11 protein-coding genes are annotated in these 13,267 nt (G+C 62.4%); 8 read left to right on the forward strand and 3 right to left on the reverse strand.

What is annotated here, in order from left to right; genetic code table 11:
- Positions 1 to 137: 137 nt before the first annotated feature.
- A complete protein-coding gene (pssA, locus tag KI609_RS00660; protein ID WP_226445924.1) occupies positions 138 to 773 on the forward strand; it encodes a CDP-diacylglycerol--serine O-phosphatidyltransferase in 636 nt (211 codons plus the stop codon).
- A gap of 112 nt (positions 774 to 885) precedes the next feature.
- Here pssA and KI609_RS00665 read toward each other — a convergent pair whose 3' ends face one another.
- Positions 886 to 1,809 carry a DMT family transporter gene (locus KI609_RS00665; protein WP_226445925.1) on the reverse strand — a complete coding sequence of 308 codons (924 nt, stop codon included), beginning with the start codon at positions 1,807 to 1,809 and terminating at the stop codon, positions 886 to 888.
- 561 nt (positions 1,810 to 2,370) lie between these two features.
- On the opposite strand from KI609_RS00665, the gene KI609_RS00670 reads away from it, so the two are divergent.
- The 6 genes from KI609_RS00670 (at position 2,371) to yccS (ending at position 10,954) form a co-directional block, all read left to right on the forward strand.
- Positions 2,371 to 5,823, forward strand: a complete 3,453-nt coding sequence (locus tag KI609_RS00670; protein ID WP_226445926.1) for an IPTL-CTERM sorting domain-containing protein — start codon at positions 2,371 to 2,373, stop codon at positions 5,821 to 5,823.
- Between the two features lie 444 nt (positions 5,824 to 6,267).
- Positions 6,268 to 7,014, forward strand: a complete 747-nt coding sequence (gene minC / locus KI609_RS00675) for a septum site-determining protein MinC (RefSeq protein WP_226445927.1) — start codon at positions 6,268 to 6,270, stop codon at positions 7,012 to 7,014.
- A gap of 44 nt (positions 7,015 to 7,058) precedes the next feature.
- A complete protein-coding gene (gene minD / locus KI609_RS00680) occupies positions 7,059 to 7,874 on the forward strand; it encodes a septum site-determining protein MinD (RefSeq protein ID WP_226445928.1) in 816 nt (271 codons plus the stop codon).
- Positions 7,875 to 7,877: 3 nt separating this feature from the next.
- Positions 7,878 to 8,144, forward strand: a complete 267-nt coding sequence (gene minE, locus KI609_RS00685; RefSeq protein ID WP_226445929.1) for a cell division topological specificity factor MinE — start codon at positions 7,878 to 7,880, stop codon at positions 8,142 to 8,144.
- A 110-nt stretch (positions 8,145 to 8,254) separates the two neighbouring features.
- Positions 8,255 to 8,647, forward strand: a complete 393-nt coding sequence (locus tag KI609_RS00690; RefSeq protein WP_226450110.1) for a VOC family protein — start codon at positions 8,255 to 8,257, stop codon at positions 8,645 to 8,647.
- A 93-nt stretch (positions 8,648 to 8,740) separates the two neighbouring features.
- Positions 8,741 to 10,954: a YccS family putative transporter gene (yccS, locus tag KI609_RS00695; protein WP_226445930.1), complete on the forward strand. Its 2,214-nt coding sequence runs from the start codon at positions 8,741 to 8,743 to the stop codon at positions 10,952 to 10,954.
- Between the two features lie 88 nt (positions 10,955 to 11,042).
- Here yccS and KI609_RS00700 read toward each other — a convergent pair whose 3' ends face one another.
- Both KI609_RS00700 and KI609_RS00705 read right to left on the reverse strand, forming a co-directional pair.
- On the reverse strand, positions 11,043 to 11,630 hold the full coding sequence (locus KI609_RS00700) for an MOSC domain-containing protein (protein WP_226445931.1): 588 nt from the start codon (positions 11,628 to 11,630) through the stop codon (positions 11,043 to 11,045).
- Positions 11,630 to 12,151 (reverse strand): flavin reductase family protein, encoded by a 522-nt coding sequence (locus tag KI609_RS00705; RefSeq protein ID WP_226450112.1) that lies wholly within the window; start codon positions 12,149 to 12,151, stop codon positions 11,630 to 11,632. Before KI609_RS00705 ends, KI609_RS00700 begins: the two co-directional genes overlap by 1 nt.
- A gap of 103 nt (positions 12,152 to 12,254) precedes the next feature.
- On the opposite strand from KI609_RS00705, the gene KI609_RS00710 reads away from it, so the two are divergent.
- The gene (locus KI609_RS00710; protein WP_226445932.1) at positions 12,255 to 13,043 is read left to right on the forward strand and encodes an alpha/beta fold hydrolase; all 789 of its coding nucleotides are present in this window, start codon (positions 12,255 to 12,257) and stop codon (positions 13,041 to 13,043) included.
- Positions 13,044 to 13,267: the final 224 nt, after the last annotated feature.

Consider the following 13,267-nt stretch of genomic DNA (forward strand, 5'->3'; position numbering starts at 1 on the left):
TTGCGACCAACGGTTGCACCCGCCCACAATGTGCGGCATATCCCGACACCGGGGGCTGACATGCGCCCTTCATAATCGGCCGTGGGTCTGGGCAGCGTGCGCCGGGCCGCTGCCAAACCCGTTGACCAGGAGTGCCGATGACGTCTCAACAACCCCAACAACCGCCCAAGCGCTTTTCGATGATCCGCGAGTTCCATCTGGCGGACTGGTTCACGCTGGGCAACGCGGTCTGCGGCGTGGGCGCGCTGTTCTCTGCCATGTCGTACCTTGATACCGGCAATGTCCTGCACGTGTACTTTGCCTGCGCCCTGGTGCTGGCGGCCCTGGTGTTTGATGTGCTCGACGGCCGCGTCGCCCGCTGGCGGCAAAAAAGCTCGGCCATGGGGCGTGAGCTGGATTCGCTGGCCGACGTGATCTCGTTTGGCGTTGCCCCCGCCATCATTGCGTACGGCTGTGGCATGCAAGGGCTGTATGACCGCATCGTGCTGGCGTACTTCGTGGCCTGCGGTGTGTCGCGCCTGGCGCGCTACAACGTCACCGCCGAAACCCTGTCGGGCGACGACGGCAAGGTCAAATACTTCGAAGGCACACCCATCCCCACCTCCATCGTGCTGGTGGGCCTGCTCGCCCTGGCCGCATGGATGGGCGCCGTGCGCGAAGGCCTGTGGTTTGGCAAGTTGCTGATCGGCGGCTTCACGCTGCACCCGTTGGTGCTGCTGTTTGCCGTGTCGGGCTCGCTGATGATCAGCCGGATTCGTATCCCCAAGCTTTGAATCCATCGGGCCAGTAGCTTGTGACTGCTAGGTGGGTTGTTGGTTGTTTGCTATAAACAATATAGCTTATAGCGCTTATGGGGTAGGCGCTAGCGCCCAATTTCAATCGAAATCAGGGTGCCAAGGGGCGCCGGTTCACCAGCACGATGCCGGCCGCCACCAGCACCAGTGCGCCCACCAGCCCTGGTGTGACGGGCTCGCCGAGCCACCATGCACCGGTCATCAGCGCGAACACCGGTGTGAGAAACACAAACACTGAGATCTTGGTGGCCGGGTAATGCGCCAGCATCCACATCCACGCCAGATAGCTCACAAACGCGCCCACTAGCGCCTGCACCAGCAGCGACCCCCAGGCAAACATCGACAGCTGCAGCGACCAGGTTTCACCCAGCGCCAGTGACAACAGCGGCAGCATCGCCGCGCTCACCCCCACCTGGTACAGCAACTGCTTGGCCGGGGCGACATGTGACAGCGGCGTGCTGCGGATCGTCACCGTGGTCAATGCCCACATCACCCCACCCGCCAGGCCCATCAGGTCGCCGAGCCAGGCGCGGGGCAAGGCCACATTGGCAGGGCCCACAAAACCGTCGCCCAACGCCAGCCCCACGCCCACAAATGCGGCGGCCAGCCCCACCCACTGCCAGCCCTGCAGCCGCTCGCCTGGAATAAAACGCGGCAACAACAGCGCCACCCAAAACGGCGACGTGTACAAAAACACCGTGAGCCGCGACGCGGTGGTGTACTGCAACCCCAGGTAGATACACGCAAACTCGCCCGCAAACAGCGCCCCCGCCAGCAGCCCCGCGCGTAACGCGCCCGGGGGCTCGGCCGTGCTGCGCAGCGGCACGCCGCTCCACACGCACCAGGCCACCACCGCCACCGTGGCCAGTACAAACCGCACAAACGCCTGAAACGCCGGCGCCACCTCGGCCACCGTGGCCTTTACCAACACCTGCTGAAAGCCCCAGAACATGCAGCAGGCCAAAAGCAGTGCCACGGCCAGGGAGTCGAGGTGGGTGTTTCTCAAAGTGCGCATGGGGCCATTATCAAAGGGGTTGCGCGCGGAGCTTGTCGCGTGTTGAACGGCGGGTGGAGCTGAGGTGGCCCGGCCATGGAAGCCCGGCCTGTCGAATATTCTGCTCCGCTGTTCCTGGCTGACACAGCCCAGGAACCGTAACGCCATCCAGCGATGGCTTTTTTCTGTTTCGATTGGGTGATACCCAGGTTGGGGTGCTCAAGGTAGCTGGTGCCGCCCCTTGATATTGGACGTCTTGATCCGGCATCGGTGTTCATTTGAACGGTTCCAGTGGGCGTCCCGAGCGGAAGGTGGCTATCTGCGGGGGTAGAGGCCGCTTATAGCTTGGAGGGCGCGTCACCTTCCTTTCACCGATCTGAAGTGCAATGCACTGTTGAAGTCACCCCGTGTGAAAAAAAATGCTGGACACCCGAAGCAACATGCACCAACAATCACCGTCAGTTACATCTGTGGTTATTCTATTTTTTGTGACGTATTGGGGTAGTAATCAATGAGTTTGATTTTTACCTAAGAAATACCCGAAAATTAGTGAATTGTTTTAACAAATTAGAAATTTTCTAAATGGGCACGTCAAAAATACCAAGCCGATCTGCTTTGCAAAGCACTGTGCTTCACCCCAATTGGGCGGCACTATTTTCATTTGCGTTTTTATTGGTGGGTGAATTAATGAGGAAATTTAAAAATAAGAGTCTGAGAAACTTTGGTAAGCTGATATTTATAATTATTTCCTTGCTGGCCTATGGGCAAGCATCTGCTGCTTGTAATCTCAGTTTTTCAACGACTGTGGGTGGGCAGGTCACGAAAAGTGGCGGTGAATATAAATATACGTTTTCAGCGACAGATTATGCGAACTGTGATCCGGGCGGAAAAACGGATGGAACTGGCAGCAGTCTGGGTATTTACGTCGATGCAATAGGCAACCAGAATAGCGCCGGTAACAAAACTTTCCCGTCGTCGAGTGCGCATGGAACCAACAACGTTTACATCATGTCGATCGGCGGTTCCACAGGTCCAACAAATATTGATGCGTTCTATTACACGCCGCCAAATGGCTACTCTGGACCAGATTCATTTACTTTCTACGATTTCAACGGTTCTCCCTATACGGTCAACGTCACAGTGGTTGCGCCCGCACCCGGCTCACCAACAGGTGTTACCGCTACAGCAGGAAATGCGCAGGCGTCGGTTGCCTTTACGGCTCCCGCCTCCGATGGTGGTAGTACCATTCTTGACTATACCGTCACATCAAGTCCCGGCGGCTTTACTGCTACCGGTGCGGGCAGTCCGCTGGTCGTGACTGGCCTGACAAACGGAACGCCATATACTTTTACGGCCACGGCAAGAAATGCCAATGGCTCCAGCGCTGCTTCCACCGCTTCCTCTGCGGTGACGCCTAAGGCAACGCAAACCATTACCTTTAACACTCCCGGTGCGCAGACTTTTGGTACAACACCGACCTTGACTGCTACGGCTTCTTCTGGTCTGACGCCAACATTCACATCAACGACAACCGGCGTCTGTACGATCACTTCCGGTGGCGTGTTGACGTTTGTCACGGTAGGGTCTTGTACGATTAATGCCGATCAGGCAGGCAATACAACCTATTCGGCAGCAGCAACGGTTCCTCAAACTTTTGCTGTCAACGCCATTGCTCCGGGTGCACCAACGGGCGCTACCGGTACACCAGGAGACACTCAGGTCTCCGTCGCCTTTACCGCGCCAGCTTCCAACGGCGGCAGCGCCATTCTTGACTATACGGTGACTGCCAGCCCCGGCGGAGCCACGGTTACCGGTGCAGCCAGTCCGCTGAACGTCACGGGTCTGTTAAACGGAACGGCTTATACTTTTACTGTTACCGCCAGAAACTCGGCTGGCTCTGGTTCGGCATCTACGGCGTCCACTGCAGTCACACCTAAGGCTGCACAAACCATTACCTTTAACCCTCCCGGCGCACAGACTTTTGGCACGACACCGACCTTGACGGCAATCGCCAGTTCCACATTACCTGTGACTTTCACCTCCACAACAACCGGGGTCTGTACGGTTACCTCCGGTGGTGCGTTGACGTTTGTCACGGCAGGCTCTTGTACGATTAACGCCGATCAGGCTGGTAATGCTGCCTTTTCAGCAGCAACAACGGTTCCGCAAACTTTTACTGTCAACGCTATCGTGCCGGGAGCACCAACGGCTGCTGTCGGTACACCAGGAGACACTCAGGTCTCCGTCGCCTTTACCGCGCCAGCTTCCAACGGCGGCAGCGCCATTCTTGACTATACGGTGACTGCCAGCCCCGGCGGAGCCACGGTTACCGGTGCAGCCAGTCCGCTGAACGTCACGGGTCTGTTAAACGGAACGGCTTATACTTTTACTGTTACCGCCAGAAACTCGGCTGGCTCTGGTTCGGCATCTACGGCGTCCACTGCAGTCACACCTAAGGCTGCACAAACCATTACCTTTAACCCTCCCGGCGCACAGACTTTTGGCACGACACCGACCTTGACGGCAACCGCCAGTTCCACCTTACCTGTGACTTTCACCTCCATAACAACCGGGGTCTGTACGGTTACTTCCGGTGGTGCGTTGACGTTTGTCACGGCCGGCTCTTGCACGATTAACGCCGATCAGGCCGGTAATGGCACATACCTGGCAGCGACTACCGTCGGCAGAACATTTGCGGTTAATGCGACTGTTCCAGGTGCCCCAACCGGCGCCGTTGGTACAGCAGGAGGTGGACAAGTATCCGTGGCCTTTACTGCGCCAGCTTACAACGGCGGCAGCGCAATCACAGGCTACACGGTGACTGCGAGCCCCGGTGGTGCGAATGTCAGTGGTGCGACCAGCCCATTGGTCGTCACCGGCCTGACAAACGGAACGCCATACACTTTCACAGTTACGGCAACCAATCTGGCAGGTACAGGCGCGGCATCCACAGCATCCACGGCAGTGACGCCTAAGGCAACGCAAACCATTACCTTTAACCCTCCTGGTGATCAGGCTTTTGGTACAACACCAACCTTGTCCGCTACGGCTTCTTCCGGTCTGACACCAATATTCACCTCCACAACAACCGGTGTCTGTACTATTACTTCCGGTGGTGCGTTGACGTTCGTCACGACTGGCACTTGTACGATTAATGCGGATCAGGCCGGAGACGGCACTTATGGGGCAGCAACGACAATCAGCAGAACATTTGCCGTGAATCCCGTTGTACCGGGTGCGCCTACCGGTGTCGTAGGCACAGCTGCAACCGGACAAGTGTCTGTCGCCTTTACTGCACCAGCGTCCAATGGCGGTAGCACGATCACAGGCTACACGGTTACTGCGAGCCCTGGTGGTGCGACTGTCAGCGGCGCGACCAGCCCATTGGTCGTCACCGGCCTGACAAACGGAACGCCATACACTTTCACAGTCACTGCAACCAATCTGGCTGGTACAGGTACGGCGTCCCTAGCATCCACCGCCGTAACCCCGCAGCTGCTCACCGTGTCGGGCACAGTGCCGGGCATGGCAGGTCCGGCCACTGCGACCCTTTCGGGGGGAGGTGCATCCTGCACACTGAACCCCACCAGCGGTTTTGCCAGTTTGTCCAACCCAGCGCCTGCAGGCAAAACCATGCCCTATGGGGAATACGCTTTCCAGTCCACAAGCTGCGTGGGTACGGTGACGATGGAGATCACCTATCCACAGGCCTTGCCGGCCGGCATGCAATTCTGGAAGTACGGCCCTCCTACAGCGGCAGTGGGCGGCGTGGTGGCTGCTTCCACGTGGTTCCAGTTCGGCGGAGTCACACTGAGCGGTGACCGAAAGACGGTGACGTACAGCATTACCGACAACGGCGTGGGGGACTCAGACGCAACGGTCGGCAGCATCAGCGATCCCTTTGCACCGGTGGTGGGGCCTGTGGCGAGCGATGCCGTGGGGATTCCTGTGGATGCGCCGTGGGCATTGGGATTGCTGTCCGCTATGCTGGGGTTTATGGGCTGGCGCAGGCAGCAGCGTCTTGCGCGCAAGTGAGCGATCAATCGATGTCAGTTGTTTTCGAAAATGCCGTGGTTGGCGCAATCTGCCAAGTCCGAGCGAGTTCCTACCCGTCACACCCCGATCGGCCATCCACCCCCACCCGCCATAACACCGGCGCTACAAAAAGACACAACGGGCCAAACGCAGCCGCCCAGCACAGCCCGGCGGACGCCACCCAGATTACCGAATACTCCTCGGCCAGAGGCTGCTAACACTCTGTAAGCTCTCATCACCGCCACGGCGGCAGCCGGACCCAGGAAAATACGTAGCTGCCGATCCACGGTAACCGCTACGGCTAATTCCGAACGTGCTCACGATCTTCTCAAGCACCGCTGCGTGGTTCCTGTGTGACCCGGAACACGTTCTTACACAGGCCCACGGTACACTTTGCGGCTTCCGACGCTGGCTCTCTGCGTCTTTTTCCTTTTTACCTTCTTCATGGCCCTTACAACGGCGGCCCAGGCCCGCACCAGTTTTGATCTCAAAAGCGCTTCGCTGCCGGTGGTGGCCGTGCTGCTCAAAACCACTGACGCCGCGCGGTTCGCCGCCGATTTGGCCGAGCGCGTGGCCGATGCACCGGGGTTTTTCGACAACGACCCGGTGCTGATCGACCTGGCGCCCGTGAAGGATGCCGACGAGCCCATCGACTTCGCCGCCATCATCGAGCAGCTGCGCAGCCACAGCACTTTGCCCGTGGCGGTGCGCGGCGGCAGCCCCGAGCAGATGGATGCGGCGCGGGCGGTCGGCCTGAGCTGGGCTCCCGATGCCTCCACCATCCCCGTGCGCGCCGAGGCCAGCGCCCCTGCAGTGCCGCAAGTGCGTGAAGTGGTGCGCGAAGTGCCCGTTGCAGGCCCTGGCACTGTGGTGGTCGACAAACCGCTGCGCTCGGGCCAGCAGGTGTATGCGCGCGGCGCCGACCTGGTGGTGATGGCCGTGGTGAGCTTTGGCGCCGAGGTGATTGCCGACGGCAACATCCATGTGTATGCCCCGCTGCGCGGCCGTGCCATTGCCGGTGCGCGCGGCAACACCGACGCCCGCATCTTTTCGACCTGCCTGGAGCCTCAACTGGTCTCCATCGCGGGCATCTACCGCACCACCGAAACCGAGTTGCCCGCCGACGTGCGCGGCAAGCCGGCCCAGGTGCGGCTCGACGGTGAGAAGCTCATCATCGAGCCGCTCAACTGAGCCCCTATTTCATTCGTACCAACCCCACAGAGAATCAGCAACACATGGCCAAAATCGTCGTCGTGACCTCCGGCAAGGGTGGCGTGGGCAAGACCACCACCAGTGCCAGCTTTGCCACCGGCCTTGCCTTGCGCGGCCACAAGACCGCCGTGATCGACTTTGACGTCGGCTTGCGCAACCTGGACCTCATCATGGGCTGCGAACGCCGCGTGGTGTATGACCTCATCAACGTGATCCAGGGCGAGGCGAACCTGAACCAGGCGCTCATCAAGGACAAACAGTGCGACAACCTGTTCGTGCTGGCCGCCAGCCAGACGCGCGACAAGGATGCGCTCACGCAAGAGGGCGTTGAGAAGATCCTCAAGGACCTCGCCGGGATGGGCTTCGAATACATCATCTGCGACTCACCCGCCGGCATCGAAAGCGGTGCGCTCATGGCCATGCATTTTGCCGATGAGGCGCTGCTGGTGACCAACCCCGAGGTGTCTTCGGTGCGCGACTCCGACCGCATCCTGGGCATGCTGGGCAGCAAGACCAAGCGGGCCATCGAAGGCGGCGAGCCCATCAAGGAGCACCTGCTCATCACGCGCTACAACCCCAGTCGCGTCGAAGACGGTCAGATGCTGAGCCTGGAAGACATCCAGGACATTCTGCGCATCAAACTCATCGGCGTGATCCCGGAGTCGGAAGTGGTGCTGCAGTCGTCCAACCAGGGCACGCCCGCCATCCACGCCCAGGGCAGCGATGTGAGCGAGGCTTACAAAGACGTGATTGACCGCTTCCTGGGGCAGGACAAGCCGCTGCGTTTCATCGATGCGGAAAAGCCGGGCTTCTTCAAACGCCTGTTCGGGAGCAAATAAGCGATGGCTTCTTTCCTGTCCTTCCTGCTCGGCGAGAAGAAAAAAACCGCCAGTGTTGCCAAGGAACGGCTGCAGATCATCCTGGCGCACGAGCGTAATGGCCGCAACGCCGCCGAGCCCGATTACCTGCCCGCGCTGCAACGCGAGCTGGTGGCCGTGATCTCCAAGTACGTGAAGATCAACCCTGACGACCTCAAGGTGCACCTGGAGCGCCAGGACAACCTGGAAGTGCTCGAAGTCAAGATCGAGTTGCCTGACGCGGTGCGCTGAGGCGTTGCCCGCCAGCCGTTCTGCGGCTGTGTGTGGGTCTCACCCCGGGGCGCCTTGGCGCCCCGCTGTTTTGTGGCACAAACGGCGTGAACCGCGCGAAAGGTCTGGCCATGTTGTCCCATGTGTTCATCGGTGTGAACGATTTCAACCGGGCCATGGCCTTTTATGGCCCGGTACTGGCCCACCTCGGTCTGGTGCTGCGTTTCACCGAGCCCGCCCGGCCTTGGGCGGGGTGGCAGACGCCCGGTGTCGCCCGCCCACTGTTTCTTGTCGGCAAGCCGTTCGACGGACACGCCGCCCATCCGGGCAATGGCGCCATGAATGCCCTGCTGGCGGTGGATCGTGCGGCGGTGGACGCGGCCCATGCCCTTGCTTTGCACCATGGCGGACGGTGCGAGGGGCCGCCCGGCCTGCGGCCCGAGTACCACGCGAACTATTACGGTGCGTACTTTCGCGACCCCGAAGGCAACAAGCTGTGCGTGTGCTGCCACGACGCAGCCTGAGAACCTGATTCAGCCCCAAGCCATGCATCGCCCCGGTCAGGCGGCCCGATAATTGCTTGGAATTAAGGGTTAACCCTAGTCCAAGGCAATTCAGTGGATACAACCTGGAAACTCAGCTGGCAGCGCGCACGTCACCACGAGGGTTTCACCCGCGGTGCGCGCGCTTTTCTGGCGCTGGCCATGGTGCTGGCCTTTGGCTGGTGTGCTGACTGGCAGGCCGAGCTGATGCCGGTGCTGTTGGGCGTGATTGCCAGCGCGCTGACCGAGACCGACGACAGCTGGCGCGGGCGGTTGCGGGCGCAGTGCTTGGCCCTGGTGTGTTTCGCCTTCATGGCCTGGGCGGTCTGGGCCACGGTGTCCTGGCCCTGGGTGTTGATGGTGGTGATGGCGGTGTCGGCGTTTGCCTTCACCATGTTGGGTGCCCTGAGTGAGCGCTACCGCGCCATTGCTTTTGGCTCGCTGATCCTCTTCATCTACGCGGGGCTGGCCGCCCACAGCAGCCGCGAGGGGGCCGGCGAGGCCGTCCCCCTGATGCTGGCGGGCGCCGCCTGGTATGGGGTGGTGTCGGTGCTGTGGAACGCCGCGATGCCCCGCGCGCCCGTGCGCTACCGGCTGGCCCAGCTGTACGCCATGCTGGGGGAGTACCTGCGCCTGAAGGCGTTGCTGCTCGAACCTGTGCGCGACGTGGACCTGGAGCGCCGGCGCATGGCGCTGGCCTTGCATAACGGGCGGGTGGTCGATGCCCTCAACGCCACCAAGGAGAGCCTGATCAGCCGCATGGGCCGGGGCACGCCGCCGCTGTGGCTGCAGACGGCCATGCACCAGTACCTGGCCGCGCAGGATGTGCACGAGCGAGTCAGCTCCTCGCACGAGCATTACGACCTGCTGGCGCAGTCGTTCTTTCACAGCGACGTGTTGTACCGCTGCCAGCGGGTGCTCACGCTGCTGGGCGAGCAGGCGCTCAAGCTGTCGGTGGCCATCGAGGCGCAGTCGGTGCCACAGCACTGGGGCGTCACGGCCCGCGCCATTGAAGACATGCAGGCCGCCGTGGCGTACCTGGAGGCACAGGCAGCCGAGGTTGCGGCGACGGCCAATAGCCCCACGACAGTTCCGACCCAGTCCCGGGCGCTGCGGTCCCTGCATGCGTTGGGTGACAACCTTACGGCGCTGGCCGGGGTGTTTGCGGGTGCGTTGGCGCTGCCTGACAACACAGCCGAGGGGGTGCTGGACTATGCACTGTTCGACCGCGAGCCCCGCAGCCTGCGCGATGCCTGGGGGCGTGTGCGTTCGCACTGGCGGCTTCAGTCGCCGTGGCTGCGCCACAGCCTGCGCCTGAGCCTGTCGCTAGCGGCGGGTTTTTGCATCATGCAGGCCACTTCAGATCCACATGGCTACTGGATCCTGCTGACGATCGTGTTCGTCAGCCAGCCCCAGTACGCCGCCACGCAGACCCGCCTCATGCAGCGCGCCAAGGGCACAGCCATCGGGCTGGCACTGGGCTGGTCGGCCATCCAGCTGTTCCCGGGCGAGCTGGTACAGGCCGGGCTGCTGGTGCTGGGGGGCGCGGTGTTTTTTGGCGCACGGCACAGCCGCTACACGCTGGCCACGGCGGCCGTCACCACCTTGCTGCTGCTGAGCTTCCACCAGCTGGGCACCACCGATGGCGTGATTTCTGCGCGCCTGCTTGAAACCATCGTAGGCTGCGTGGTTGCCGCCGTGGCTTCGTGGCTGGTGCTGCCTTCATGGCAGTCGCGCCATTGGCCCCAGTTGGCCGCCCAGGTGCTGCAGACCCAGGCCCTCTACCTGCGGGAGATCCTGGCCCAGTACCAAAGCGGCAAGTGCGACCACCTGGCCTACCGCCTGGCCCGGCGCAACGCCCACAATGCCGATGCCGCGCTGTCCAACTCGTACAGCGCCATGCTCAAGGAGCCCTTGCGGGTACGGGGTAACGCCGATGTGGTGGCGCATTTCCTGTGCCTGTCGCACACCCAGCTCAACTACCTGTCGGCCCTGGGTGCCCAGCGCGGTGGCGCAGCGGCCCAGCCCATGGACGAGGCCACGCGCGAGATGGCGCAAACCCTGTTGGTGTCCCTGCAGCAGCTGGCGCTGGAGCTGGAGCGCGCGCAGCAGTCAGGTCGGGTTCGCAAGACCCACAGCGCCCCGGCGGTGGCCCAGGTGCTGCGCGAGTGGGGCACGGTGCCCGCTGCGCCCAGCGCGCACAGCCTCATGGCGGCGCAACTGCAGCTGGTAGGCAAGGTGTTTCCGCAACTCCAGGCGCACGCGCGCCAGTTGGTGACGGCGGAATAGCGTTGCGTGATGCGGTGCGGTGTGAGGCAGTGCGGATGTGTAGTGCACCCATCTACCTGCTAAGGCTACGAAGGCGGCCGCAGCCGCGTCATCGCGCGTGTTTGGCGAACTTGCCCGCAAAGGCCTGCGCAATGCTCAGCCCACGCTGCCCGGGCACGAGTGTGGCGGTCTGCCCGGCGGCGATGGTGCCGGGCCGGTCCACAGCCAGGTAGTAGCCGCAGCAACCCGCCACGGCCATGGCACGGCCTGCCTGGGCAAAACCCATCACTGCGGTGAACTTGAAGCAGGGCTCGCGGGGCGCCGTCACACGCAGCACGCAGTCGGGGAAATGCCATTCGTCCCCGACAAACACGTCATGCTCCAGCGGCCCGTCGATGGTGAGGTTCTCGCCCAGGAAGCCCGGCGGCAGTGCTTCGTCGAACAAGCTCACCCCCCGTTCGCTGCGCTGGGTTTGCCAGAAGGCATAGTGCGAGGCAGGGTAGGCATACACGGCTTTACCCAGGCCGCCATGCACGCTCAGGTCGGCCTGTTCATCGCCTGCCAGCCCCAGCGGGCCCACAGCCACCGAGCCCGTGACCGAAGCCTTGCCGATCGCGGTGAGCACCGAGCGCTCACCTACTTTCAAGCGCCGTGCCGAGCCGATATTGACTTGGCGCACGGTGATGGTGGTGGTCATCACAGCGGGTGCTCGGTGTAGAACTTGCCCCCGTGGTACAGCAGGGGCGATGCGCCCTCGCGGTGCTCGCAGCGCTCTACCTCGCCCACAAAGATGGTGTGATCGCCCTCCTTGTATTGGCTGCGGTTGAAGCACTCGAACGTGGCGGCGGCACCCGCAAGCAGCGGGGCTCCGCTGATGCCGGGGTGGTGTTCCAGGCCTGCCCAGCGGTCAATGCCGCGTGTGGCAAAACGGTCGGCCAGCGCCTTCTGGTCTGCGGCCAGTACATGGATGGCGTAATGCGAACCGTCGGCGAATGCGGGCATGGTGCTGGCACCGTGTGACAGGCTCCACAACACCAAAGGGGGTGTCAGCGACACCGAATTGAACGAACTGGCGGTCAACCCGACCAGCTCTCCCTTCGCATTGCGGGCCGTAACAATGGTCACGCCCGTGGCGAACATGCCCAGTGCGTCGCGAAACTCGCGGGTCGAGAAACTCGGAGGCAGTGCAAGAACAGGGCGGGGAGGCGTGGGGTTCACAAAAGCAGCGCGATGGTGGCGCAAGGGGGGATGCAACTATTATCGGGCGCTGCCCGCCACCGCGCTGTCGCGGGGTTTCCTTCTGTTTTCCACCCTTGACTGCATGGCTGCTCTACCAACCTTCACTTTGCTGGGCTCCGGCCACACCGTTTTGATGCTGCACGATGCCGATGGCGGCCATCTCACGTTTGCGCCCCAGGTGGAAACGCTGGCCGCCGCCGGTTACCGCGCCGTGGCCTGGGATATGCCTGGTTATGGCTACAGCGCCCCCGTGGAACCCTACACCTTCAAGGCCTTGGCCCAGAGTTGTTTCGAACTGATTGACGCCCTGCAGTGTGGGCCGGTCACGCTGGTGGGGCACGGCATGGGGGCGATGGTAGCGCTGGAGGCCGCCGTGCGACGCCCAGCGCTTGCACACCGACTGGTGTTGTGCGCGGGCGGGCCCGCGCTGGACGCACAGTCGACGCAGGACTGGGTGGCGCCGCGCCTGCGGGCCGTCCACGCGCTCGGGGGTGGATCGACCATGGAGCAACTGGCACAGATACTGGTGCCGCAATTCATCGGTGCAGGGGCCTTGCCTGAGGGTGCACGGCTGGCAGAGCACGCGCTGGGCCAGGTGTACGCAGGGGTCTACCGGCGCGCGCTGGAAGCCCTGCCGACCTTCGACCGCAACGTGTCGGACTTTGTCCACCTGACCATGCCCACGTTGCTGGTGGCGGGAGCCCTGGACCGCTGTGCACCTGCCGCCGCACTGGAGGCCTTGGCGCAGGTGTTGCCCGACGCGCGCACGCTCGTACTGCCCCACGTGGGGCACTGGCCGCAGCTGGAAGACCCTGAGGGGTTTGACGGCGCTCTGCTGGATTTCCTGGCCCGTCAGCGGGTGTGGCATTGAGCGCTGCCACCTGTCACCGCAGGCATTTTTTTGAGCGACGCGTCTGATCGACACGTGCGCTTTAGAGGTCGGGGCGGAATGGGCTGCTGGCCACAAGGGCAGCCGCAGCAGCGCGGCTTTTGGGGCAGTGAAGGAATACGCCTGCCCAGCAGGCCCATCACACTGCCCAGCGCAATCATCGTGGCGCACCCCAGCCACAGATTCATCGGCAGCGACAGCAACCC

This window comes from Acidovorax radicis (assembly GCF_020510705.1).
Classification (GTDB): domain Bacteria; phylum Pseudomonadota; class Gammaproteobacteria; order Burkholderiales; family Burkholderiaceae_C; genus Acidovorax; species Acidovorax radicis_A.